Origin of the sequence: Cobetia amphilecti, assembly GCF_020217465.1 — a bacterium.
GTDB lineage: Bacteria > Pseudomonadota > Gammaproteobacteria > Pseudomonadales > Halomonadaceae > Cobetia > Cobetia amphilecti.
The window spans coordinates 461,918-485,589 of record NZ_CP084115.1 but is presented as its reverse complement, the minus strand read 5'-3'; the positions used below and the strand labels follow the sequence as shown (position 1 = coordinate 485,589).

Here is a 23,672-nt window from a genome sequence, read left to right as displayed (position 1 = left end):
GCCGACGAACGACAGACGGGCTGCCAATCGGCAGCCCGTCTGTCATTGCACTCACCATGCTCATAAGCGGCGTCAGGCGCGCTGCGCCCCGCTGCCCGGTACTGCCTCCGGCAGATGCACCGGCGGTGCCTTGACCAGCAACTTGCTGGCCACGAAGTAGACCAGCGCCCCCAGCAGCGAGCCGGTGAACCAGCCGTAGTCGTAGAACCAGGAAAGTCCGGGCTGCGAGAAGCTGATCACCGTCAGTCCCACCGGCACGAAGAAGGCGATGAAGCCCGCCGGATTGAAGGCCGGATAGGTGCTGCCATCCAGATAGAGTGCCGGCAGATCAAAGGACTGACGACGGATCACGAAGTAGTCGACGATCATGATCCCCGCGATCGGCCCCAGCAGACTCGAATAGCCCAGCAACCAGTTGGAATAGAGGCTCTCGAGACTGACGTCCGAGACGATCCAGCCCATCTTCTTGATCAGCTCGAAGCCCATCAGCAGCACCCCGACCAGCCCGGTCAGCAGCACGCCGCGCGTCTGGTTGATCAACTTCGGCGCGATGTTCTGGAAGTCATTGGTCGGCGAGACGATGTTGGCCGCGGTATTGGTGGAGAGCGTCGCGATGATGATCAGCACCATGGCGATGGCGACCCAGCCGGGGCTGTCGATACGACCGATCAGGTTGACCGGGTCGGAGATGGTCTCGCCTACCAGCGAGCTGGACGCCGCGGTCAGCACCACGCCGAGCGCCGCGAAGAAGAACATCGTCAGCGGCAGGCCAATGATCTGACCGACGATCTGGTCCTTCTGGCTCTTCGCGTAACGACTGAAGTCAGGAATGTTCAGCGACAGCGTCGCCCAGAAGCCGACCATCGCGGTCAGGCCCGCCATGAAGTAGCTGGCCACGCCATCGCCTTCGGGACGATTCGGCGGCTGGGCCAACAGCTCGCTGATCGAGGTATGCGGCAGCGCCCACACCATCAGGCCGACCCCCACCGCCAGCAGCAAGGGCGCGGACAGCGTCTCCAGCCACTTGATGGATTCCGCGCCGCGAATCACCACGAACAGGTTGAGCGCCCAGAACACGAAGAAGCCGATGACCTCGCCCACCCCGCCCAGCGCCTTCCAGTCGGCCGAGAGGCTCGACAGCAGCAGGTGGATGGCCAGCCCGCCGAACATCGTCTGGATACCGAACCAGCCACAGGCGACCACCGCGCGAATCATGCATGGCACGTTGGAGCCGATGATGCCGAAGGAGGAGCGCAGCACCACCGGGAAGGGGATCCCGAAGCGCGTGCCGGGGAAGGCGTTGAGGGTCAGCGGAATCAGCACCACCAGGTTGGCGACCAGAATCGTGAACAGCGCCTCGCCGACGCTCAGGCCGAAGTAGGCGGTCAGGACGCCACCCAGGGTGTAGGTCGGCACGCAGATCGACATGCCGACCCACAGTGCGGCGATGTTCCAGCGCGACCAGGTGCGTTCGGCACTCCTGGTCGGCGCGATATCCTCGTTGTAACGCGGGCTGCGGGCGACATCCTGTGCCACCACCAGCTCGATCATTTCCTCATTGCTGCGCACCATGTGCGAGCGCGTCTGTGTCGGGGCCATGAGTCCTCACCTGTTCAGCTGTTGTTATTGTTGAGGGTGATGCACTGCGCTTGCCTTGTGTCACTTGTCGTTTCCTGTCTTCCTTACCTTCTCCGTCGCTTTCCTGACTCCTCTTCGCTCCTCCCCGTTCGGCACACATCATCAGGCACACTTCATTCGGCACTGCATGCAGAAGATTCTGATTCAGAAGATTCTGCGGCAGACGAATCTGTGGCAGGCCGTGTAGAAGAAACACCTTGCGCAGTTCGTGTGGAAAACCCTGTGGCAAATCGCATGCCGCCGGCCGGATTATTGCCGACAAATCAAACCTGTCTTGCAAGACAACTTGAGATGCAATGGCGCGTATTTTCATTCATGACGCCTGTCAGGTGGCGACAAGCCGTGTTCGCGCCAACTGTCAGTATGGTCAGGTTCCAAGCTGGTGCAAGGCGGTCTTGCGCAATGCCCACGCAAACGATCACAAGCCACTGTTGTGCATCGTCTTTTCCTTTGAAAATCGCGTGAACCACGCTGATTCTCCAGGCACCACAATGGTGAAATATGGCCTTTTATTGAATAAAAACTCTTTGATAACAACAAGATAAATCCACAAGACTTTATTTGACACTTCATCTTGCCGAACGCGGGAACACTGTCTAATGTTCATTAAGCTGACTGGTGAGACAGGATTTAAATCGGACCTTTCCTGACCCATGACGCCTGCCAGCGGCATGCAGACTTGCCAGGCAGGCGGCGTGTTTTTCCTGGGGCCATTTCGCGCTATCCCTGCTCACCCGCTCAGCCCACCAGCACTCATTGAAGACAACAACAACCGGCGCCAAGCGCCCGATGAGGAAGACATGTCGAACGATTCCCGCATCTCCTATACCGAGGATGCCGGCAAGCTGCGCTGCGCCGTCATCCAGATGGGACTCAACGTCTCCACCGACCTCGAGCCCGCGCAGATCCGTGATGCCATGAACGAGGCCCACCTGCCGCTGATCGACCAGGCCGGTGAGGCAGGCGTCAAGATCCTGTGCTTCCAGGAAGTCTTCAATCAGCCCTATTTCTGCCCGAGCCAGGATGCCAAGTGGTATGCCGCCGCCGAGCGCGTGCCCGACGGCCCCACCGTCACCCTGATGCAGCAGTACGCGAAGAAGCATCAGATGGTGATCATCGTGCCCATCTACGAGGAAGTGCAGCCGGGGGTGTACTACAACACCGCCGCCGTCATCGATGCCGACGGCAGCTATCTGGGCAAGTATCACAAGACTCACATCCCGCAGGTGGCGGGCTTCTGGGAGAAATTCTTCTTCAAGCCGGGCAAGTCAGACTGGCCGGTCTTCGACACCGCCTACGGGCGCATCGGCGTCTACATCTGCTACGACCGCCACTTCCCGGAAGGCTGGCGCGCACTGGCGCTCAACGGCGCCGAGATCATCTTCAATCCCTCCGCCACCGTCGCGGGCCTCTCCCAATACCTGTGGGAGCTGGAGCAACCCGCCTCCGCCGCCGCCAATGGCTGCTACATCGCCGCCATCAACCGCGTCGGCCATGAACAGCCCTGGGATATCGGCGAGTTCTACGGCTCCTCCTACTTCGTGAATCCACGCGGCCAGATCGAAGCCCAGGCCAGCGCCACCGAGGATGAGCTGCTGATCCACGACCTCGACATGGCGATGGTGCGCGAGGTGCGCAACAACTGGCAGTTCTTCCGCGACCGTCGCCCGGATGCCTATACCCGCCTCACCGACGGCGAATGACGGACTGACGACCCGCACGACAACAACAAGACGACCTGACACTCAATGCCGGACAAGGCCGCGCGATGCGGCCGGGAGAGACTCATGGCAATCCTGATCAAGGGCGGCAGCATCCAGACCCACGAAGAGCGCTACACCGCCGATGTGCTGTGTGACGGCGAGACCATCACCGCCATCGGCACCGACCTGGACGTACCGGACGACTGCGAAGTGATCGACGCCAGCGGCTGTCTGGTGATGCCCGGCGGCATCGACCCGCACACCCACATGCAGCTGCCCTTCATGGGCACCGTGGCCAGCGAGGACTTCCAGACCGGCACCGCCGCGGCGCTGGCCGGCGGCACCACCATGATCATCGATTTCGTGATCCCCTCCCCGCAGCAACCGCTGATGGAGGCCTATCACACCTGGCGCGAATGGGCCGAGAAGTCGTGCTGCGACTACAGCTTCCACGTCGCCGTCACCTGGTGGGACGAGAGCGTCAGCCAGGACATGGCGACGCTGGTCGCCGATTACGGCGTCAACAGCTTCAAGCACTTCATGGCCTACAAGAACGCCATCATGGCGCCGGACGACACCCTGGTCTCGAGCTTCGCGCGCTGCCTGGAGCTGGGCGCGATTCCCACCGTGCATGCCGAGAACGGCGAGCTGGTCTACCACCTGCAGCAGAAGCTGCTGGCCGACGGCATCACCGGCCCGGAGGCGCACCCGCTGTCACGCCCGCCGCAGGTCGAGGGCGAAGCCGCCAGCCGCGCCATCCGCATCGCCGGCACCCTGGGCACGCCGGTGTATCTGGTCCACGTCTCCACCGCCGATGCGCTGGAGGAGATCCGCTACGCCCGCGAGCACGGTCAGCCGGTCTACGGCGAGGTGCTGGCAGGCCATCTGCTGATCGATGAAGAGGTCTATCAGAACAAGAGCTGGGAATTCGCGGCCGGCCACGTGATGAGCCCGCCGTTCCGTTCGCTGGAGCATCGCCAGGCGCTGTGGGGCGGCATCCAGTCCGGTGACCTGCAGACCACCGCCACCGATCACTGCTGCTTCTGCGCCGAGCAGAAGGAGATGGGCAAGGACGACTTCTCGAAGATTCCCAACGGCACCGCCGGGGTCGAGGACCGCATGGCGATGCTGTGGCACGAAGGCGTCAACACCGGGCGTTTCTCCGCCGAGGACTTCGTCGGCCTGACCTCCACCAATGCGGCCAAGATCTTCAATCTCTATCCGCGCAAGGGTGCGATCCGCGTCGGCAGCGACGCCGACATCGTGGTCTGGGACCCCAACGCCGAACGCACCATCTCGGCCAAGACCCACCACCAGAACATCGACTTCAACATCTTCGAAGGCCGCACCGTCAAGGGCATTCCGCGTCACACCATCAGCCGCGGCGACTGGGCCTGGCGCGATGGCGAACTGCATGCCAAGCGCGGTCACGGCCAGTATGTCGAGCGTCCGGCCTACCCCAGCGTGTTCGACCAGCTCAAGGCCCGCGCGGAGAGCAACGTCGTCAGCGCCGTGGATCGCAGCTGACGGTCGGCGAACGGCCCACCTGAGACAACTGAGACAAGTACGACACGACTGAACGGCGGCCTGGCGGCGCACCTGACGCGCTGCCAGTCCCTTAGCACTGCTAAACAAGCCGCTGCCAGTCAAGAAGCGCAACCCGACTCGCCTGCAAGACCAACAACAACGACCCCGCGCCTGAGCGCGGGCAGGAGCCACACCGTGACCACATCCTCCACTCCTTCCCACTGGGCCCCGAGCGGGCTCGCGGAAGAGGCGCTGAGTGCGCGTTTCACAGACCTGCATCCGGCGCTCAGCAAGCGCCAGGCCTTCATCGAGAGCTCGCGCTGTCTGTACTGCTACGATGCCCCCTGCATCAAGGCCTGCCCGACCAGCATCGACATCCCGACCTTCATTCGCCGTATCCACGATGACAATCTCGAAGGCGCCGCCAGCGAGATTCTCGATGCCAATATCCTCGGTGGCAGCTGCGCCCGCGTCTGCCCCACCGAGATCCTCTGCGAGCAGTCCTGCGTGCGCAATCAGGGCGATGAGTGCCAGCCGGTGCTGATCGGCCTGCTGCAACGCCATGCGCTGGACAACGCCCAGTTCGAAGCCCATCCGTTCACGCGTGGCGCCAGCACCGGTCGGCGTATCGCGGTGGTCGGCGCCGGGCCTGCCGGGCTTTCCTGCGCCCATCGCCTGGCGCGTTTCGGCCACGACGTGGTGATCTTCGAGGCCGAGGAAAAGGCCGGCGGCCTCAACGAATACGGCATCGCCCGCTACAAGCTGACCGATGACTTCGCCGCCCGCGAGGTCGAATTCCTGCTCGAGATCGGCGGCATCGAGATCCGCCACGGCCAGCGCCTCGGCGACAACCTGGCGCTGGCCTCCCTGACACGCGAATTCGATAGCGTCTTCCTGGGCCTCGGCCTTGGCACCAGCCATGCCCTCGGCCTGACCGGCGAGGATGCCAGCGGCCTGATGGCGGCCACCGACTTCATCAAGGTGCTGCGTCAGAGTGGCGAACTGAACGCCCTCGCGGTGCCCAGACACGCCGTGGTGATCGGCGCCGGCAACACCGCCATCGATATCGCGGTGCAGGCCAGGCGCCTCGGCGCGCAGACGGTGGACCTGGTCTACCGGCGTGGCGAAGAGCAGATGTCCGCTACCCATCACGAGCAGGAAATCGCGCGCGCCAATGGCGTGATGATCCACACCTGGGCGCGCCCGCTGGCGCTCGATGTGGCAAACGATAGTGGTAGAAGCGAAGAAGGTGATGACGCCGCGCTCAGCGCGATGCAGTTCGCGCGCACGCGGGTCGAGGATGGCCGCCTCGTCGATACCGGCGAGACCTTCACGCTGGCCTGCGACGGGGTCTTCACCGCCATCGGCCAGGGCTTCGATGACGCGAGCCTGAGCGATGCGCATGCCGCAGGGCTGGTCCGCGAGGGGGCCAAGATAGAGGTGGACGAGATGCTGCGCACCAGTCTGCCCGGCGTCTATGCCGGCGGTGACTGCATCGCCCGCGGGCAGGACCTCACCGTTCAAGCCGTCGCCCACGGCAAGCTGGCCGCCGAGGCCATCCATCACGATCTGATGCTCAAGGTGGAGGCCGCCTGATGACCATTCATACCCCGCTCAATGACGATAACGCGCGCCCGGCAGGTGCTGGATCAAGTGCTGAAGCAAGTGGCGATCACGTCGCCAGCTACAAGGCCGATCTGTCGGTCAACTTCGCCGGCATCCGTGCCCCCAACCCCTTCTGGCTGGCCAGCGCCCCGCCCACCGACAAGGCCTACAACGTGGTACGCGCCTTCGAGGCCGGCTGGGGAGGCGTGGTCTGGAAGACCCTCGGCGAAGACCCGGCCGCGGTGAACGTCTCCTCCCGCTACTCGGCGCACTATGGCCCGAATGGCGAGGTCAGCGGCTTCAACAACATCGAGCTGATCACCGACCGCTCGCTGGAGATCAACCTGCGCGAGATCACCCAGGTCAAGAAGGACTGGCCGGACCGCGCGCTGATCGTCTCGCTGATGGTGCCGTGTGAGGAAGAGGCCTGGAAGACCATCCTGCCGCAGGTCGAGGCCACCGGCTGTGACGGCATCGAACTCAACTTCGGCTGCCCCCACGGCATGCCGGAACGCGGCATGGGCGCGGCGGTGGGCCAGGTGCCGGAGTATGTCGAGCAGGTCACGCGCTGGTGCAAGACCTACAGCTCGCTGCCGGTGATCGTCAAACTGACCCCCAACATCACCGACGTGCGCGAACCGGCCAAGGCCGCCTGGCGTGGTGGCGCCGATGCCGTCTCGCTGATCAACACCATCAACTCCATCACCCACCTGGATCTCGACCGCATGGTCGCGCATCCCATCGTCGGCGACCGCAGCACCCACGGTGGCTATTGCGGCAGCGCCGTGAAACCCATCGCGCTGAACATGGTGGCCGAGATAGCGCGCACGCCGGAAACCGCCAACCTGCCGATCTCCGGCATCGGCGGCATCTCCAACTGGGAAGATGCCGCGGAATTCATCGCCCTCGGCGCGGGCAGCGTGCAGGTGTGCACGGCGGCGATGCTGCACGGCTTCCGTATCGTCGAGGAGATGAAGGATGGCCTGGGGCGCTGGATGGACAGCAAGGGCTATCAGCGTATCGACGAGTTCTCCCGCGCGGCGGTGCCCAACACCACCGACTGGAAGCAGCTGGACATGAACTATCAGGTGATCGCCCGCATCGACCAGGACAAGTGCATCGGCTGCGGACGCTGCTATATCGCCTGCGAGGACACCTCGCACCAGGCCATCATGCATCTGGCCAAGGACAACGGCACCGCCCGCTATGAGGTAAAGGACGCCGACTGCGTGGGCTGCAACCTGTGCGAGATCACCTGCCCGGTCGAGGACTGCATCACCATGGAAGTGCAGGACACCGGCAAGCCGTACATGAACTGGATGGAGGACCCACGCAATCCGCATCGCGCGGCCTGATCGTCTGGTGCTCCTCTGATCCCGGGGCGCAGGTAGCAATAGATGGGAACCAAAAAAAGGGGCTGCCAGCAATGGCAGCCCCTTCTTCATTGTCTTGATGACCAATCAACGATGACCATGATTAGCTTAAGGACAATGAAATCATGGAGTCAACTGCTGACTCAGGCGGACAAACCGACGCCCTTCAGCAGCACCCGCGTCACGTTCTGCACCGCCTGCTCGAATTCCCGATCACTCAGCGCCTTGCCCTGATTGAGCACCGCGATCTGGTGATCGAAGTCGGCGTAATGCTGAGTGCTGGCCCAGATCATGTACAGGTAGGCGGAGGCATCGACGTTGTCGATGCGGCCCTCGCCGATCCACTGGCGCAGACGTGACTTCTTCATCTCGGCCCACTCGTCGAGCCACACCGTCAGCTCTTCGCCCAGCACCGGCGCACCCTGCATGATCTCGCTGGCCCACACCTTGGAGCCATAGGGGCGCTGGCGCGAGTGCATCATCTTGGCGCGAATGTAGGTGGAGAGCACCAGCTGCGGGTCGTCGTAGGCCTCGAAGCACAGCGCATCTTCCTTCCACAGCGCCAGCAGGCCATCGAGCACCGCGCGATACAGCGCTTCCTTGGTGCTGAAGTAGTAATGCAGATTGGACTTGGGCAGCTCTACCTCGGCGGCAATATCGACCATGCTGGCGCCGACATAGCCCTTGAGAGCGAAGATCTTTTCGGCGGCGAGCAGGATGCGGCCGACATTATCCTTGCGAATCTGAGACTTGCGAGTGGTCATGCGATCCCCTGACGCGGTGCTGGCAGTGCGATGAGAATATCACAACCGCACTGCCAACATGTCTGAGCCGTCAGGTTTGCCCTGTCATCCGGCAAAGGAGATGGCGACTTATCTACAAGTGCTGTGCAATCCCGCGCCAGCGCGGATCGGCAAGGACCGCGCCCGCGACATCACTCGAAGACCGCACCATCGATGAAGCCATCCGCCGGCATCGGCACCTGGCCCGCCTCACCGCTCAGCCACCAGGGCGCCGGATGCGTGCCTTCACTGCGCTCATCCGCCACCGGTACCACCATGCCCAGCTTGCGGGCCGCCGTGCGGTAGAGGTCCGGACGCACACAGCGCGCCAAGGTCGCTTCGAGATCATTGTCGCTGATGCCCTCGAGATGCCCCCAGCGCTGCATCTGGGCGGCATACCAGCGCGTCTGGGAACGCCACGGGAAGTTGGCCGCGTAGCGATGGAAGATGGTCCAGCCGGGATTGTGCTGCTGGAAGTCGTCCACCGACTGCTCGACATCGACATCTTCCAGTCCGCGCGTCACCACGCTCATCGGCACCTCCGGCATGCCCTCGTCATGCAGCCACTCGGCGGCTCTGGCCCGATTGCCGGGGCGATCCAGCCAGGCGCAGGCATTGAGCAGCGCGCGAATCAGCGCCTGATGCGCCAGCGGATGCTGCTCCGCCCAGTCCTCGCGCACGCCCAGCACCTTTTCCTGCCCGAAGCGCCAGATATCGTGACTGCCCGCCACCACCTGCCCCATCCCCTGCGCCGCTGCCAGGCTGTTCCAGGGCTCTCCGACACAGAAGCCGTCCAGCGCACCGCTGGCCAGCTGCGCGGCCATCAGCGGCGGTGCCACGGCGCGCATCTCGACGTCGCGGTCCGGATTGATGCCGCCCGCCGCCAGCCAGTAGCGCAACAGATAGCGATGCGAAGAGAACGGATGCACGCTGGCCAGCTTGAGCAGCGGCTCACCGCGCTGCTTGCGCTCGCGCATATGCGCCGCCAGCGCCTTCGCGACCTGCAACGGACTGGAGAGGTCGTGGCCGTCCTCGCCGAGGGCGGCCATCAGCGCGCGCGACAGCGTGATGGAGTTGCCGCCCAGATTGAGCGTCATGGCACTGATCACCGGCGTGGCGCGGCCATCCAGGCCCAGGGTGGAGGTCAGCGGCATCAGCGCCAACATCTGCGCGCCCTGCAACACGCCGGTCTGCAGGTCATCACGCAACGCCGCCCACGAAGGTTGCCACTTGAGTGTCACCGCCAGCCCTTCCTCGCGGAAAAGCCCCAACTGCTCAGCGACCACGAAGGGCGCGGCATCATTGAGTGGCATCAGGCCCAGCGTCAGCTGATGGCCATTCAGGGGTACATCTGTGGGCATCACGCACACCTCTTGAACGATCGAGAGAGAAGGACAGTACGGCGACCGGCTCAGCGCCGACGCGCGGCCTTGAGCAGCTCATCGGCCAGCTCATGCAGGGCCAGGCGCCGGTTCATGGCGGTCTTGCGCAGGTATTGGTAGGCGGCATCTTCACTGAGCCCGCGCGTCTCCATCACCACGGCCTTGGCGCGATCGACGCTGCGCCGCTGCACCAATGTGGTCTGGGTACGGTTGAGCTCCCCCTTGAGCGCACGGTGCGCCTCGAAGCTGGTGATGGCGACCTCGACCATGCTGCGCACCATCGCTGGTATAACGTGGTCCACCACATAGGCCGAGACACCGGCGCCTGCCGCCTCACGCACGAGGTCCGGGGCATCTTCACTGGCCAGCATGATCATCGGCTTGGGATAGCGTCGCCCCAGCTGGCCGAGATGCTCCAGGGTGTCGCGGCTGGGCAGGTCGGCGTCGATGATCACCGCATCGGGCTGATGCTGCTCGACCAGCGCGTGCAGGTCCTCGTGCTCGTCAACGCGCAGCGCCACCTCGAAGCCGGCGCTCAATAGCGCCTGCTCCAGCGCGGCGGAGCGCTCACTGCGGACATCGACGATCAGCACGGTCACGGGCATGTCAGGTTTCCTTGGGTCGGGCATGAGACTTGCCGTACACCCAAGCAGGATTCGTGCCGCAATCTGGTGCAACCCTGCGGTTAAAGGCCTTCAGAGCGGCCGAGCCGAAAGCGTCGCTGCACTGCAATGAGGCATGCGCCTTGCCGACCCTCCCAGCGCCATCTTCGTGCGCCAGACTGGTACCTCGCGCCTTGCTGACGCACCGCCAGCGCGCACCCAGCCCTAGACACCGCCTGCACGTGCCAACCTATTGTCCTCGCCAAGCCATTGATCTTCTGGGACTTGTCCCGCCCACACCCCCGCAACTGGCGCGCTACTTGCTTTGTTCCTGTCACTTGCCGCACAGACGCTCTGCTGCCGGCAACCATGGCATCACCGACTGCTGCCATCGCTATCCATGACGTGGACCAGGCTCTTCGGAGTACGAGTGCGTCGAACCAGGCCCCTCAATGACGAGGCGCCCTTGCTGTCGTTCATTCACAGCCGTTCGACCACTCGCCGAGCACACCTGACTTCGTGCCCGGCACCGACGCTGAATCAGGAGCCCACTCATGGATATCCGCAACAAGGCCAGCCGCATCCGGCTGTTCAGCTTCAACACCCCGCAAATGCGCGCTTTCCACATGTCGTGGTTCGCCTTCCACGTCTGCTTCTTCGGCTGGTTCGGCATCGCGCCGCTGATGGCCGTGGTACGTGACGACCTCGGCCTGACCAAGACCCAGATCGGCAACACCATCATCGCCTCCGTCGCCATCACGGTGATCGTGCGCCTCGCCATCGGCGTGCTGTGTGATCGCATCGGGCCACGCAAGGCCTACACCTGGCTCTTGTGCCTCGGCTCGCTGCCGGTGATGTGCATCGGCTTCGCCGACAGCTTCGAATCCTTCTTTCTGGCCCGTCTGGCCATCGGTGCCATCGGCGCTTCCTTCGTCATCACCCAGTACCACACCTCCGTGATGTTCGGCCCCAACGTGGTCGGCACCGCCAACGCCACCACCGCGGGCTGGGGCAACCTGGGCGGCGGCACCACCCAGATGCTGATGCCGCTGGTGATGGCCGGCCTGCTGATGCTGGGCGTCGAGCAGACCCTGGGCTGGCGTCTGGCGATGGTCGTGCCGGGCATCGTGCTGTTCCTGACCGGTATCGCCTACTACTTCTTCACCCAGGATGCACCGGACGGCAACTTCAGCGAGCTGCGTGAGCGTGGTGAGCTGCCCAAGGCCGAGAAGGAATACAGCATGCGCGCCACCTTCGGCGCGGCGGCACGCGACATTCGCGTCTGGGCCCTCTTCCTCGTCTATGGCGCCTGTTTCGGGGTCGAGCTGACCATCAACAACGTCGCCGCCATCTACTTCTTCGATCACTTCGATCTCGACCTCGCCACCGCCGGTCTCATCGCGGGGCTGTTCGGCCTGATGAACCTGTTCGCCCGCACCCTGGGCGGCGTGTTCTCCGACCTGTTCGCCCGCCAGTCCGGCCTCAAGGGCCGCGTGCGCTGGCTGTTCATCGCGCTGCTGTGTGAAGGCGTGGCGCTGGTCGGCTTCGCCCAGATGGAAACCCTCGCGGTCGCCATCGGCATCATGCTGGTCTTCAGCCTCTTCGTGCAGATGGCGGAAGGCGCGACCTTCGGTATCGTGCCCTTCGTCAATCGCAAGGCACTCGGCGCGGTCGCCGGTATCGTCGGCGCGGGCGGCAACGCAGGCGCGGTCGCCGCGGGCTTCCTGTTCCGCAGTGAGGAGCTGACCTACCAGGAAGGCCTGATGTACCTGGGCATGGGCGTGATCGTGATCTCGCTGTTCGCACTGCTGGTGCGCTTCAGCGCCGCCACCGAGGCCGAGGAAAGCCGCGCCTACGACGCCGCCGTCGCGGACCGCAAGCAGCAGAGCGAGCAGCAGCCCGCCTCGGCATAAGCGGATTGCTTTCTCCCCGAGCCAGACACAAGAAGGCCCCGCCTCATGGGAGGCGGGGCCTTCTTGTGTCTGGCGACAGCTCAGGTCAGCGGCGACTCATCGCGGCGCTGGCATCCGAGCCTCAGCTATCGGTGGCGTTCTCGACGCTATCACCGGCTTCCTCGACGGCGTTGTCCATCTTCTCACCGGCCTTCTCCATCGGGCCTTCGTCCTCGCAACCGGCGAGCGACAGGCCACCGAGACCGAGCATGGCAATCATCAGCGAACTACCCAGAGTCTTGAGCTTCATGATGTCTCTCCTTGAATCATCGGTCGGAATGACGCGACAGCTGCCATCACACTCAGGCTGCCACGTGGTGTTACCCATGACATGGAGCTGGAGCCTTGCCGTTTCAAGGGTCACGCAACGCCGAGTTGCCTGTTGCTGATCAAAACCAACCGCTCAAGGCTGCTCAGATACCCAGCTCAGAGAAGGTATCGGGAAACTGCACTTCACCGCCCAGCCCCTCCAGATAGTCCGGCAGCAGCTCGAAGGCGACGAAGGAACCCGGCACGTCGTCATGATGGCAGTAGAGCCCGTAATGACCCGCCGGATGAAAGCCCAGGTGGGTATAGAAATCCGCATGGCCTGCCGCCACCACGGCCCCCGCCCCCAGCAGCCGGCAGCGCTTGACCGCCGAGATCACCAGCCGCTTGCCGATGCCGTGACGCTGATGCTGGGGCAGCACCGCCAGCGGCGCCAACGCCATCAGCACGCGGTCCGGGTAGCCGGAAAGCTCCACCCGCGACACCATCACATGCCCCAGCAGGCCGCCCTCGCCTTCGCTGAGGTGGCGGCCGGTCTCCGGGTCGGTGACACGCTCGGCCACCAGCGAGATCTGCGCCAGATTGCCTCGACGCAATCTGTCACCCAGGCGCGCTTCACGATGGCCGGCAAAGACGGATTCATGAATGCGGTAGATGCGCTCATGATCAATGAGACGTTCTTCACGAATGCGAAGATTATCGACGGCGTTGGCAGTCATCACGAGGTACCGAATCAGCGCCCTGATGGCCAGGGACGTTACCTCAAGCTTAGCCACCGCCCGCAGCGGCTGCGAGCGTCAATCTGCTGCTCAAAAAGCACGATGCCCGCCGTGGTGGCGGGCATCGCTTGGGGTGATATCAAGGTCGCATGGCAGATGAAAAGCCTGGTTCAGCCCCTCTCAGACATGTCGCCGATACCGGTCAGGCGCGTCACCGACGCCGCCCGCCTCAGCTCTTGAGACGACGCGCGCGGAAGGAGCGCCCCTTGAGCTTGCCATTCATCAGCTGGGTGAGTGCCGACTTGGCGACATCACGCTCCACGGCGAGGAAGGTGGTCCGCGCCAGTACCTTGATCTTGCCGATCTTGCTGCCTTCCAGGCCGCCGTCACCGGTCAGCGCGCCGAGGATATCACCGGGGCGCAGCTTGTCCTTCTTGCCGCCGTCGATCTGCAGCGTCGCCATGCGCGCATGGAACGGCTCACGCGTCAGCATGCTTTTCGAGGGCAGCGGCTCGGCTTCCAGCGTCTGCTCGAGGAATTCGCCCAGCTTGGTCAGGCGATAGTCTTCCTTCTCGGTGTACAGCGTGCAGGCGATGCCGGAGCTGCCGGCGCGGCCGGTACGCCCGACACGGTGCACGTGAGCGTCGAGATCACGCGCGATCTCGTAGTTGAACACCGCGTCCAGCGCTTCGATATCCAGCCCGCGCGCCGCGACGTCAGTGGCCACCAGAATCGAGGTGCTCTTGTTGGCGAACATCACCAGTGTCTGGTCACGCTCGCGCTGTTCGAGATCACCGTGCAGCGCCATGGCGCTGAAGCCGTGCTCATTGAGCGCGTCGCTGACTTCCTGCGCCTGACGCTTGGTGTTGCAGAACACCACGCTGGACTCCGGGCGGTACTTGAGCAGCAGGATACGCAGCGCCTCGAAGCGCGCCTCGTCATCGGCGACACGGTGAAACAGCTGACGGATGCTGCTGTCATCGTGGGTGGAGGCCACCTCGATGCTGACCGGGTCACGCAGCATGCGCTCGGCGATCGGACGCACGCCATCGGCGAAGGTCGCGCTGAACAGCAGCGTCTGACGCTCCTCCGGGGTCTCGGCGACGATGGCATCCAGCACCTCGGCGAAGCCCATGTCGAGCATGCGGTCGGCTTCATCCAGCACCAGGGTATTGAGCTCGACCAGGCTCAGGCTGCCCTTGCGCAGGTGCTCATCCACGCGTCCCGGCGTGCCGACGATGATGTGCGCGCCGTGTTCCAGCGAGCCCAGCTGCGGGCCGAAGGGCGCGCCGCCGCACAGGGTCAGCACCTTGACGTTGTGCAGGCCGCGCGCCAGACGACGGATCTCGCCGGCGACCTGATCGGCCAGCTCACGCGTCGGACACAGCACCAGTGACTGCACACGGAAGCGCGAGACCTTGAGGCGTGACAGCAGCCCCAGGCCGAAGGCAGCGGTCTTGCCGGAGCCGGTCTGGCCCTGGGCGATGACATCGCGGCCTTGCAGCATCGGCGGCAGGCTCTGCGCCTGAATCGGCGTCATGGTGTGATATTCGAGCGTGGCGAGGTTGTCGAGCAGCTCGGGCGCCAGCGCCAGAGAGGCAAAGGCAGGGGTGGCGGTGGCGTCAGTCACGGGGACATTCCTTCAATCGATGAACAGGCACGAGCCGAACGGGCTTACGCGCGGGCGCAGAGCATAGCAGAGCGTGGCCACTAACGCCTGCCACGGATGCCAGCACCTGATACCGGCTCCCCAGGCGAGATAGCCTTTTTGAGCAACGCCCTCTCTTGCCCGCCAGACTCACCTCTCAGCACACCGTATGAGCCAGCTCGAATGTGACTCAACTCAAAGCATGATTTTCGTCACGACAGGATTCGATTCCCGCCAAATATCATTTATTAATTATCGTTAATTAAACAAAATGGCCAACGGTCAGTTGGCATGTCACGAAATCCCATATCAGGCGGTGGCTGAGTCGCTGCATATTTCACGCCGTGCATTTCCTGCAGCGCACTTCACGAAAATGGCGCCGACATTCGTGACGGGATAATCATCAAGACGTTCTTGTTATCTGCCTCAGACTATCAGTGCCAATGACACACCAGGATTGGCGCATACCGAGATGGGCCCACCCCCATGCCGGGTATGAGGAATGCCACCTCTCATCAGTGATGTGCTGCTGGATACCGCTCGGCTATTGCTCGGCTACCGCAGCGGTGCCGCTGCGCGTCCAAAGGATCCATCTGAACCGATATCATGAATATCAATGACTTGCAGATAGCGAAATGCTGTCTGTGTCGCACAGGCGTTTTCGATCTCGGGGTGGTCTCCCGAATTGGATCGTTGCAAGCGTACTGACAGCTCGTGTGAAGCCGGTCATCACGCTGGTCATGAAACCGGTCATCAAGCCCGGCGCAAGGCACAGGTCGCCGGCACTCAGAACCGGCACTCAGAACCGGCAACACCATGGAAACAGCATTGACGTGAATCCGGCAGCTTCATTGCCGCAATGCACGGCATAACGCGCATGCAAGTTGCTGTAATAGCACATCAAAGAGCAAATGATATCGCACGGACAGGCGATCTTTGCCACCCGAAACACCACGGTCACCGCTGCCCCGACAACAGGGGAGCAGCAATAGAGCGGCGCAGTCTTCAAGCCGCCAGCTGTAAGAGGGGATCACACCTCTCTACCCAAACAGCCACAAGATGTCACTACGACCCAGGGAGCAAGACGACATGAAGGACCTCTTAAGAATCACGGGCTACGGATGTATCGTGGCCGGTGTCGGCCCGGCAGGCATGGGATTTCTGTTCAATGCCCTCAAGACAGGCCAGATCACGACACTGGCCCGCCACGGACTGTTGATTCTCGATGCCGGCGGTACCCACGCCAGCGGCAAGCTTGGCGCTGGTCGGCTGGGTGAATATCGCATCACCGCCAACTCGGTCGGCGATGTGTTCCTCGACTGCCTGCGCGACCCGGCACTCGCCGACGTGCTGGCCCCGCTCGAAGGCGAACCCTGCCTGGAGCGAATCCGCGCCGATCCCTACTCCTCCCCGCGACTCGATGAGATCGGCGAGCTGCTGGAAGCCGCCAGTGCGCTGGTATTGGCGCACATCACCGCCCTGCCGGGCGTCGAGATGTGGTGCGGCACCAGCCTGGACACGCTGCAGTACCTCGACGGCACCAGCATTCTGACCCTCTCGCATGAACCGGAAGTGGCCCAGCGCACGTCGCGGCTGCGCACCGAGAACCTGGTGCTCAATCTGGGCGGCCAGCAGTGCCCGGAGCGATTGACCCAGAGCCTCAATCGTCAGGGACTGACGCCGTCGCGGCGCGCACGCATCTACAGCGGCGATGAGCTGTTGCGCATGCCGCCGGGACAGCTGCGCAGCCTGCTGTTGCCGCGTCTGCGCCGTGGTGGTCGCGTCTGTGTGGTGGGTGGCTCGCACAGCGCCTTCTCGATGCTCGACGTGCTGGCCGACGCGCTGCGCAATACCCGCGTCAAGGAGATTACCCTGCTGCATCGCTCGCCGATTCGGCTGTTCTTCGAGAATGCCGAAGAAGCGCGCGCCGCAGGCTATCACTACGATGCCGAGCGCGATGTATGCCCGATCAGCGGTCGCATCAACCGCTCCGGCGGGCTGCGCTACCGGGCACTGGCCATCGGTCAGGAAATACTGGCCACCGGCCGCATCGAAGAGTGCGCGATGGACATCCAGCTGGTGCAGACCGGTCCCGGCAGTGCCCAACGCCTGGAACTGGCCAGCGAAGTACTCGCCGACGCGCCCATCGTGGTGCAGTGCAACGGCTATCAGCCGATTCTGCCCACCATCAGCGACGCCCATCATCAGCCCATCACGCTGCGTGAAGTGAATGGCGGGCTGGATTCCGATGCCAACGGCAACCCCTGCGACATCCACGGCCAGCGTCTTGCGGGCCTCTACATGTTCGGGCTGGGCGCCGGTCTCGCCGTCGACCCGACGCTGGGCAGTGAAGCCTCCTTTGATGGCCGCATCTACGGCGTCTGGCAGTTCCACAATCACGCCAGCCTGCCGGCCCTCCACGCCATCATCGCGCGCAACGCCAGTGACGACGCACTCGGCAGCGATACTGCTCACTCCGTCGGTCAGGTGATCGCCAGCGATCGCGGCATGGCAAGCGTCAGCGGCAGTGGAATGCCCAGCGACAAGAGCAGCGCAAACAGTGTCGTCAGTGAGAAAGCCAGCGCGGACAGCCTCGCACAGGCGAGCGAAGCCGAGGACTTCTCCAGCGCCCTCAAGGTGCTGAGTGACTCACTGGGCCTGCATCAGAAATCCCGCATGGCGTAGCAAGGCATGACGTGACCTGAGCAAGCACAGTGCTGCCTGTGGGCCTTGCCATCAGATGATTACGTAATGCCGGTTATGGAGCACAGTAGAAACAATCATGGGCTTTACTATCTGCACACAAGACAAATGATTGCCTTTTGGATAAACATAACAAGAAAAAACACATAACGACGCTGGAGCCCCTACTCTCCCCGGCGCAAGCAAGCAAGGCCACACGAAGACGCACGATGGCGATACCTCCCCACACAAAAGCGCCGCCCGGGCATGTCCCGAGCGGCGCTATTGTGTGTCATCTCAGCAAGGGCAGTGGCCGAACCTTGCAGCCAGCTCGACCACGGTCACTTAGCGTGCCGCTTCTTCCTCAAGACGCGCCTGCTTGCCACCGAGGGTGAAGCAGGTATCGATCTCGCGCAGCATGAACAGCGCGACACAGGCGGCCAGCATCGGCCAGGCAGCGAAGAACAGCAGGTGATCGAACGGGTCCAGATACTGCTTGAAGGCAGAGAAGGTAGACCCGGCGTGCAGCAACAGCACCAGACCGTAGGTGAGGGTCTTCTTCACGCCGGTGACGAACAGCAGCAACAACACCATCTCGATGACGGCAATCGCGATGACGATGCCCTCGCCCATGCCACCGATGGCATAGAACTTCTCGAAGATGGCGGCGGCGTGGCCAGGATTGAAGAACTTGTCCAGTGTCCACATCGTGATAACGAGGAAGACCCCGAGGCGCAGCAGCAGCAGGGAAATGCGGATTCGATCGGCGTACTTCGTCATGTCAATTCTCTCCAGGGGGAATGGGCCAGCGCTGCAACGCAGCGGGCACGTGCTGCTGTGTACGCACGAAGTGGCCGCCTGGTTGCATTGATTGATGATTTTTCTCGCAAAATTAATCACTTGGCAGCCTAGCCCGCCGCGTGACTCCTTGGCGCAAACGCCTGCTGCATAGGCCGCTTAAGCGACCCCGAGCTGCCATTGTTGGGCAATACAGCAGCAGTGACTGCCGCACAAGAGACGCTGACTCGCCCGCCATCCAACACTCTGCCCTTCTCGCTGTCTGATTCATCAGCGGCTAGCGTCTTTGCAGCCTCGCTGTCTGATTCATCAGCGGCTATGGCCTTTGCTGCCTCGCCCTGACCCTGGACCCTAGCCCTCGCCCTCGACCGGCCTGCCGGTTCGCCCTTCGCGCTGGAGTTTATCCACATGGCCTCCAAGACTGATCCCCCGTCTGCTTGTCCGTCGTCAGACGCTTCAATGCCGGGCTCTTCCACCCAGCCCCTTCCTGCGCTGCGCCGCTGGCGAGCGCCCGGGCCTGGCGACTCTCACCTGCCGCCACGCATTGCCAAGGCGCGCTTTCCGGCCTTGAGCGCCCAACTGCTGGCGCATGCCGCGCGCATTGCAGCAGAACGCGAGCGCGGCGAGATTCTCGACTACGCCTGTGCCATGAGTGCGGTGCCGACGGTGATTCAGGAGATCTGGCTGGCCAGTGGCGAGCTTGAGACATTCGCATTACGCGAAGGCATCCAGATCGAGAGCCTGGCGGAGCTGCTGGGTGAGCACACTCCGCCTGACAGCCCCGCCACCGCTGCACAAAGTGGCGAGCCAGCGCGGGTCGTGAGGCCACTTGATACTTTCGACTGGCTGCATCTGGCGCTGGAGCAGCTGTTGCAGATACATCAGGATAAGCAACGTTTACACTCAGACTGATGTATCTCGGCGCCAAAACTCGTATGGTGAGAGAGAGGCTCGGCCTGTCGTCGATCAAGATGACGCGCGAGCCTCGAGCACGACTGTCATATGCACGACTGGAACGCATTTCTGGTACGAGCAACAAGGCACGACATCAAGCACAGCACGCGGAGCAGAACATCACGATCGATCATTGAAAACGACCAGCCGAGGAGGTTCACATGAAGGTCTACAAACCTGAATGGCGTTGCACGCTCGACGTGACGGAAGGCCCCGACCCCACCGCCCGCTGGAAAACACGGCTTGCCTGGCGCTTGCGCGCCCTAGCCGACCGCTTTGATGGCGGTAGTCGTACGATGAAGATTGACTGCAATGTCACCCCGGCGCTCACCCGCGAAGAGGTCGACACCTGCCTGGGCAAGGGCTTCGCCCTCAGCCAGAACCTGATGCTGCAACTGGCCAACCACAGCGCCTGCGAAGATGTCCTACGCGACGCCAAGGCCGAGCTCTACGAAGAAGAGCAACACCCGATGTAATGGTCTGATCTGAGTAGAACCCCGCAGATCAACCCATCGGTGAACGTAGTCCGCAAGACGCATGTAAAAGCCCTCCCGGCGATGCCGGGAGGGCTTTACCTTGACCTAACATCTAATAACCCTTACTCCTCACTTAATCCAATATATGGCTCCAGAATAGGATAAAGCACTGTATCTTCAATTATACACCAGCTTATGAATGCACTATATTTAGAGGAAGGCATTATTAAAAGCTTCATTCTTTCTATAGCATTTTCTTTCTCAACTTCAAGACTCGTTTCGTCAAAATACTCACATTGTAACTCAAGAAATATATTAAACTGCTTAAAAACCTCCTTACGCAAAGCTACAGCAGTAACCATTTTAGTATCGGTATGGTCACTATTATAAACTTTATTTAACAACTCAGCCGTCGCCAAAGTACTTTCATCTACAAGCTGTGGTTCTATTTCCAATCTTTTTGCATAAGGGGTAGTAGGTGGCTTGTGCTTTATTGCTCTCAAAACATCGGTATTTGTATCGCAGCAGTCTAGCAGATTATTATACCCCTGAAGTTTTATGTTATTGCACCGTGCACATGATAAGTATAGATTCTCCCAATCGAACTTTTTATTCAAATCTCCATTATGAGATGAAAAATGCTCTACATTAATATCTAAAGGTTCTTTAGTCTCACAAATATAGCACTTCTTGAAAAACACTTTACAAAGCTCATCCAATACATCTTTAGAATTGTATTTTTGACGACGTGATAGAGACGAGGGCGCTTCTCGTGTTCTTATTGTATTAAACATGGCTCTAAACCTCTTTCTTGCTTTTACGAATAGCAACCTTTGCTAAATTAACGTAATACAACGTCTCTGGATCTAGATCGTCGTCTTTAGGGAGTCTACTTAATATATCTTTTATCTTAGCGATATCTATAAAACTGCTACTTGTGAGCTTGTTTAAGTAGCTGATCTTTTCTTGCATATTGTTAGATACTGGTAGCACATCAAAAAGTCCTTCCAAAATAGATTCATAAGAGTACATAGACAAATCATCTATTTGCTTATTAGATGATAGATCATAGATCACAGCATCTTCGACTGATGAAACTACAAATGGTGAATGAGTAGTAACAATAAACTGAACTTTTGGGAAAGATATTGTTAGGAATGAAAGTATCTTCTTTTGTAAAGAAACATGTAAATGCGCATCGATTTCATCTATGAGCACTACTCCTGTTAACTCACTAGGATCTACTGAGTAAAGTGAAACCTTTGTGATTAACTCCGCATATATAGCCATTATAGAAGAAAAGCCAGATGATAAAGATTGTAATGTATAAGGTTTTTTTCCTGACTGATTTATTTCGAAAGAAAGTGTGTCTGATTTAAATTTTATATTTAGAGAATTATCCTCGAATAGGTTTTTCAAATCTTCCTCTAGCTTAACAAACCATTTGTTAATTCGTTTGGCCTCTCCCGCATCATTATTTATATTAGGAGATTCCGAGAAAGCTTGGAGAGCCATATTAGATACTAAAAACTGTTCAAAAAGAGAAGAGCTAGACTTAAGCTCCCTGTCCATAGATGTTCTTCTGTCTTGTTCGCGCAACTTATCAAAACTAACAATAGATGTTGGTTTGACAATTTCTGACTTCCTCATGGCCCCAAAATTAGATAATATTGCTGTAGATTTTTCGACCTTTAACACAAAATCATCTAACCCATTAATAACAACAGGCGGTCGTTGTGCTTTAGCAAGTGCAAGCCGAAGATTATTTAGGTTTTCCTTTGTAATCTTATAGTTTTGAGACGAAACATTCAAAGTGCCAATATAATATTCCGTGTTCCTGATATCACGCTCAACATCATTAACATTTTTATTGTCACGCTCAATAACAGAAGACCATAACTCCTTATAAATACAGCTTAACAGTTGTGTCTTGCCACACCCATTAGAGCCAGTTATGATTAAATTCCTTCCCTTAAGATCAATTCTTACCTCTTTACCAGTACTAGGGATAACCAGGTCTATTTCTTCAATATATTTTGTCATCAGACAACCCTTATTAGCATTAATCGGCGAAAATTGAATTAGGAGGTTAGCTAGGCGCTATTTTTTGATCTCATATAAAGATAATATGCTCCTACAACAAAGCAACTGGATTACGAATATTATGAGCACTTAATAAATTACGATATTACACAACTTCTCTCATTCCCCCTTGACTCACAATCAACCTTCTAATTTCACAGATAATACTTAACGTCGCTGCTCAAGGCTCTACGACAAAGTCGGCGTCCACTGCAGAGACAAACGCAGAGCTCTCTTGACAATAGCCTAAAATTATCATGTAGGTAAATGCGCGATGGTAGCTCTTGATGACAACGATATACAGCCGGATTCCTATTTCGTGTCGCAAATACTGACTGGACGTTGATCAGTGTCATAAGACCCGATCATATATCGGCGACACAGATAACCTATCCTCTACTGACACTCGCTCCCCACCTCACCCTGTACAATGGCTCCCTCAAGCCGCCCCCCCCCCCTCAACCTCAGGCCTTCCATGTCCATTTCCGCGCGTCCTTCCAAGCTGAGCCTGCCTCAGGTCAATCCCGGTGTGACGACGGTGCTGGAGTATCTGCTGCTCAAGTTTCCGGCGATTGCCGAGTCACGCTGGCGCGAGCGCATGGCCGAGGGCAAGGTGCATCGCGATGATGGCTCGCGGATTACGCCAGAGTCGCCCTACCAGCCACATCTACGCGTGTTCTATTACCGCGAGGTGGCAAGCGAGCCGAGCATCCCCTTCGCGGAGCGGATTCTCTATCAGGATGAGCACATTCTGGTGGCCTACAAGCCGCATTTTCTGCCGGTGACACCCGGCGGCCTGTACGTGAATGAGTGCCTGCAGCAGCGACTGCGCAAGCGCACCGGGATAGAGGCGCTGCAGGCGGTGCATCGCCTGGATAGGGTCACGGCGGGGCTGGTGCTGTGCTCCGTCAATCCCGACACGCGCCCCCTCTATCATCAGCTGTTCAAGTCGCGGAATATCCACAAGACCTATCAGGCCATCGCGGAGACCCACAGCGATGAGTCCCTGGTGGGCCAGCAGTGGGAGGTGAAGAATCGTCTCGAGCAGAGCGAGCAACGCTTCCGCATTCATGTCACCGACGGCGCGGCCAACAGCCACTCGGTGATTCGCTGCGTGCAGCAGACAGACCGCCAGGCATTGTTCGAGCTGCATCCTGTCACCGGCAGAACCCACCAGCTACGCGTGCACATGCAGACGCTGGGCTGGCCGATTCTGAATGACCGCTACTACCCCGTGCTGCAACCGCTCTCGCCGGATGACTACGCGCGCCCCCTGCAGCTGCTCTCCAAGGGATTCGAGTTCATTGACCCCGTCACCGGCGAGGAAAGGTGCTTCGAATACGACGGTGACCTGACACTGGCGTGAGCCGTGACATGGCCCGTGGCTGTCGTCGCCAGCCGACGCACAGCCCACCGCATGTGCACAAAGAAATCATCTGGCGAAGGCTTCCTGCTCGACGTCAGGCGGGCTAAGGTTTTCCT

The 23,672-nt window shown here is 60.3% G+C and carries 21 protein-coding genes; 10 read left to right on the top strand and 11 right to left on the bottom strand.

Going from position 1 to position 23,672, the window contains the following annotated elements; translation table 11 throughout:
• Positions 1-72 precede the first annotated feature (72 nt).
• Positions 73-1,599, bottom strand: coding sequence for an NCS1 family nucleobase:cation symporter-1 (locus LCW13_RS02185; RefSeq protein WP_043333733.1), 1,527 nt, complete (start codon positions 1,597-1,599; stop codon positions 73-75).
• A complete protein-coding gene (locus LCW13_RS02180; protein WP_153635089.1) occupies positions 1,556-1,951 on the bottom strand; it encodes a hypothetical protein in 396 nt (131 codons plus the stop codon). Before LCW13_RS02180 ends, LCW13_RS02185 begins: the two co-directional genes overlap by 44 nt.
• Before the next feature lie 487 nt (positions 1,952-2,438).
• On the opposite strand from LCW13_RS02180, the gene LCW13_RS02175 reads away from it, so the two are divergent.
• From LCW13_RS02175 to preA, 4 genes are all read left to right on the top strand, one after another.
• Positions 2,439-3,341 (top strand): nitrilase-related carbon-nitrogen hydrolase, encoded by a 903-nt coding sequence (locus LCW13_RS02175; RefSeq protein WP_052384559.1) that lies wholly within the window; start codon positions 2,439-2,441, stop codon positions 3,339-3,341.
• 84 nt (positions 3,342-3,425) lie between these two features.
• Complete coding sequence (gene hydA / locus LCW13_RS02170; protein ID WP_043333732.1) at positions 3,426-4,868, top strand: dihydropyrimidinase; 1,443 nt, start codon at positions 3,426-3,428, stop codon at positions 4,866-4,868.
• Positions 4,869-5,063: 195 nt separating this feature from the next.
• Entirely contained in the window at positions 5,064-6,464 is a 1,401-nt protein-coding gene (locus LCW13_RS02165; protein ID WP_043333731.1) for an NAD(P)-dependent oxidoreductase, read from the top strand.
• On the top strand, positions 6,464-7,828 hold the full coding sequence (gene preA, locus LCW13_RS02160; RefSeq protein ID WP_084589409.1) for an NAD-dependent dihydropyrimidine dehydrogenase subunit PreA: 1,365 nt from the start codon (positions 6,464-6,466) through the stop codon (positions 7,826-7,828). The genes LCW13_RS02165 and preA overlap by 1 nt, the downstream gene beginning before the upstream one ends.
• 161 nt (positions 7,829-7,989) lie before the next feature.
• Here preA and LCW13_RS02155 read toward each other — a convergent pair whose 3' ends face one another.
• The 3 genes from LCW13_RS02155 to LCW13_RS02145 all read right to left on the bottom strand — a co-directional run bounded on the left by LCW13_RS02155 (position 7,990) and on the right by LCW13_RS02145 (position 10,615).
• Positions 7,990-8,610, bottom strand: coding sequence for a TetR/AcrR family transcriptional regulator (locus LCW13_RS02155; RefSeq protein WP_043333730.1), 621 nt, complete (start codon positions 8,608-8,610; stop codon positions 7,990-7,992).
• 170 nt (positions 8,611-8,780) lie between these two features.
• Positions 8,781-9,989 carry a CmpA/NrtA family ABC transporter substrate-binding protein gene (locus LCW13_RS02150; RefSeq protein ID WP_043333729.1) on the bottom strand — a complete coding sequence of 403 codons (1,209 nt, stop codon included), beginning with the start codon at positions 9,987-9,989 and terminating at the stop codon, positions 8,781-8,783.
• A 50-nt stretch (positions 9,990-10,039) separates the two neighbouring features.
• Entirely contained in the window at positions 10,040-10,615 is a 576-nt protein-coding gene (locus tag LCW13_RS02145; RefSeq protein ID WP_043333728.1) for an ANTAR domain-containing response regulator, read from the bottom strand.
• Positions 10,616-11,166: 551 nt separating this feature from the next.
• On the opposite strand from LCW13_RS02145, the gene LCW13_RS02140 reads away from it, so the two are divergent.
• Complete coding sequence (locus tag LCW13_RS02140) at positions 11,167-12,525, top strand: NarK family nitrate/nitrite MFS transporter (RefSeq protein WP_043333727.1); 1,359 nt, start codon at positions 11,167-11,169, stop codon at positions 12,523-12,525.
• A gap of 121 nt (positions 12,526-12,646) precedes the next feature.
• Here LCW13_RS02140 and LCW13_RS02135 read toward each other — a convergent pair whose 3' ends face one another.
• Together LCW13_RS02135 and LCW13_RS02130 are read right to left on the bottom strand one after the other, a co-directional pair.
• Positions 12,647-12,814: a hypothetical protein gene (locus LCW13_RS02135; protein ID WP_166019763.1), complete on the bottom strand. Its 168-nt coding sequence runs from the start codon at positions 12,812-12,814 to the stop codon at positions 12,647-12,649.
• Between the two features lie 163 nt (positions 12,815-12,977).
• Positions 12,978-13,427: a GNAT family N-acetyltransferase gene (locus LCW13_RS02130; protein ID WP_167333695.1), complete on the bottom strand. Its 450-nt coding sequence runs from the start codon at positions 13,425-13,427 to the stop codon at positions 12,978-12,980.
• 24 nt (positions 13,428-13,451) lie between these two features.
• On the opposite strand from LCW13_RS02130, the gene LCW13_RS02125 reads away from it, so the two are divergent.
• A complete protein-coding gene (locus LCW13_RS02125) occupies positions 13,452-13,790 on the top strand; it encodes a hypothetical protein (protein ID WP_225347497.1) in 339 nt (112 codons plus the stop codon).
• On the opposite strand, the gene dbpA is transcribed toward LCW13_RS02125, so the two are convergent.
• Positions 13,780-15,180: an ATP-dependent RNA helicase DbpA gene (gene dbpA, locus LCW13_RS02120; RefSeq protein ID WP_043333726.1), complete on the bottom strand. Its 1,401-nt coding sequence runs from the start codon at positions 15,178-15,180 to the stop codon at positions 13,780-13,782. The two genes, LCW13_RS02125 and dbpA, sit on opposite strands and share 11 nt — an antisense overlap.
• Before the next feature lie 1,107 nt (positions 15,181-16,287).
• On the opposite strand from dbpA, the gene LCW13_RS02115 reads away from it, so the two are divergent.
• Positions 16,288-17,883: a hypothetical protein gene (locus tag LCW13_RS02115; protein ID WP_197738699.1), complete on the top strand. Its 1,596-nt coding sequence runs from the start codon at positions 16,288-16,290 to the stop codon at positions 17,881-17,883.
• Positions 17,884-18,225: 342 nt separating this feature from the next.
• Here LCW13_RS02115 and LCW13_RS02110 read toward each other — a convergent pair whose 3' ends face one another.
• Entirely contained in the window at positions 18,226-18,660 is a 435-nt protein-coding gene (locus LCW13_RS02110; protein WP_043333725.1) for a hypothetical protein, read from the bottom strand.
• 426 nt (positions 18,661-19,086) lie between these two features.
• Between LCW13_RS02110 and LCW13_RS02105 the strand changes: the two genes are divergently transcribed.
• The gene (locus tag LCW13_RS02105) at positions 19,087-19,590 is read left to right on the top strand and encodes a hypothetical protein (RefSeq protein ID WP_153635088.1); all 504 of its coding nucleotides are present in this window, start codon (positions 19,087-19,089) and stop codon (positions 19,588-19,590) included.
• A 203-nt stretch (positions 19,591-19,793) separates the two neighbouring features.
• Positions 19,794-20,108, top strand: a complete 315-nt coding sequence (locus LCW13_RS02100) for a hypothetical protein (RefSeq protein ID WP_043333722.1) — start codon at positions 19,794-19,796, stop codon at positions 20,106-20,108.
• 122 nt (positions 20,109-20,230) lie between these two features.
• On the opposite strand, the gene LCW13_RS02095 is transcribed toward LCW13_RS02100, so the two are convergent.
• Both LCW13_RS02095 and LCW13_RS02090 read right to left on the bottom strand, forming a co-directional pair.
• Positions 20,231-20,902: an HNH endonuclease family protein gene (locus LCW13_RS02095; RefSeq protein ID WP_084589408.1), complete on the bottom strand. Its 672-nt coding sequence runs from the start codon at positions 20,900-20,902 to the stop codon at positions 20,231-20,233.
• Positions 20,903-20,906: 4 nt separating this feature from the next.
• Positions 20,907-22,151 carry an AAA family ATPase gene (locus tag LCW13_RS02090; protein WP_084589407.1) on the bottom strand — a complete coding sequence of 415 codons (1,245 nt, stop codon included), beginning with the start codon at positions 22,149-22,151 and terminating at the stop codon, positions 20,907-20,909.
• Between the two features lie 514 nt (positions 22,152-22,665).
• Between LCW13_RS02090 and LCW13_RS02085 the strand changes: the two genes are divergently transcribed.
• Positions 22,666-23,556: a pseudouridine synthase gene (locus LCW13_RS02085; protein ID WP_043333721.1), complete on the top strand. Its 891-nt coding sequence runs from the start codon at positions 22,666-22,668 to the stop codon at positions 23,554-23,556.
• Positions 23,557-23,672 lie beyond the last annotated feature (116 nt).

Bases quoted from the DNA above. Each gene is read 5' to 3' on its own strand.
- LCW13_RS02185 (WP_043333733.1), bottom strand. From the start codon at position 1,599: ATGGCCCCGACACAGACGCGCTCGCACATGGTGCGCAGCAATGAGGAA.
- LCW13_RS02180 (WP_153635089.1), bottom strand. From the start codon at position 1,951: ATGAAAATACGCGCCATTGCATCTCAAGTTGTCTTGCAAGACAGGTTT.
- LCW13_RS02175 (WP_052384559.1), top strand. From the start codon at position 2,439: ATGTCGAACGATTCCCGCATCTCCTATACCGAGGATGCCGGCAAGCTG.
- hydA (WP_043333732.1), top strand. From the start codon at position 3,426: ATGGCAATCCTGATCAAGGGCGGCAGCATCCAGACCCACGAAGAGCGC.
- preA (WP_084589409.1), top strand. From the start codon at position 6,464: ATGACCATTCATACCCCGCTCAATGACGATAACGCGCGCCCGGCAGGT.
- LCW13_RS02155 (WP_043333730.1), bottom strand. From the start codon at position 8,610: ATGACCACTCGCAAGTCTCAGATTCGCAAGGATAATGTCGGCCGCATC.
- LCW13_RS02150 (WP_043333729.1), bottom strand. From the start codon at position 9,989: ATGCCCACAGATGTACCCCTGAATGGCCATCAGCTGACGCTGGGCCTG.
- LCW13_RS02145 (WP_043333728.1), bottom strand. From the start codon at position 10,615: ATGCCCGTGACCGTGCTGATCGTCGATGTCCGCAGTGAGCGCTCCGCC.
- LCW13_RS02140 (WP_043333727.1), top strand. From the start codon at position 11,167: ATGGATATCCGCAACAAGGCCAGCCGCATCCGGCTGTTCAGCTTCAAC.
- LCW13_RS02135 (WP_166019763.1), bottom strand. From the start codon at position 12,814: ATGAAGCTCAAGACTCTGGGTAGTTCGCTGATGATTGCCATGCTCGGT.
- LCW13_RS02125 (WP_225347497.1), top strand. From the start codon at position 13,452: ATGGCCGGCAAAGACGGATTCATGAATGCGGTAGATGCGCTCATGATC.
- LCW13_RS02115 (WP_197738699.1), top strand. From the start codon at position 16,288: ATGAAGGACCTCTTAAGAATCACGGGCTACGGATGTATCGTGGCCGGT.
- LCW13_RS02110 (WP_043333725.1), bottom strand. From the start codon at position 18,660: ATGACGAAGTACGCCGATCGAATCCGCATTTCCCTGCTGCTGCTGCGC.
- LCW13_RS02105 (WP_153635088.1), top strand. From the start codon at position 19,087: ATGGCCTCCAAGACTGATCCCCCGTCTGCTTGTCCGTCGTCAGACGCT.
- LCW13_RS02100 (WP_043333722.1), top strand. From the start codon at position 19,794: ATGAAGGTCTACAAACCTGAATGGCGTTGCACGCTCGACGTGACGGAA.
- LCW13_RS02095 (WP_084589408.1), bottom strand. From the start codon at position 20,902: ATGTTTAATACAATAAGAACACGAGAAGCGCCCTCGTCTCTATCACGT.
- LCW13_RS02090 (WP_084589407.1), bottom strand. From the start codon at position 22,151: ATGACAAAATATATTGAAGAAATAGACCTGGTTATCCCTAGTACTGGT.
- LCW13_RS02085 (WP_043333721.1), top strand. From the start codon at position 22,666: ATGTCCATTTCCGCGCGTCCTTCCAAGCTGAGCCTGCCTCAGGTCAAT.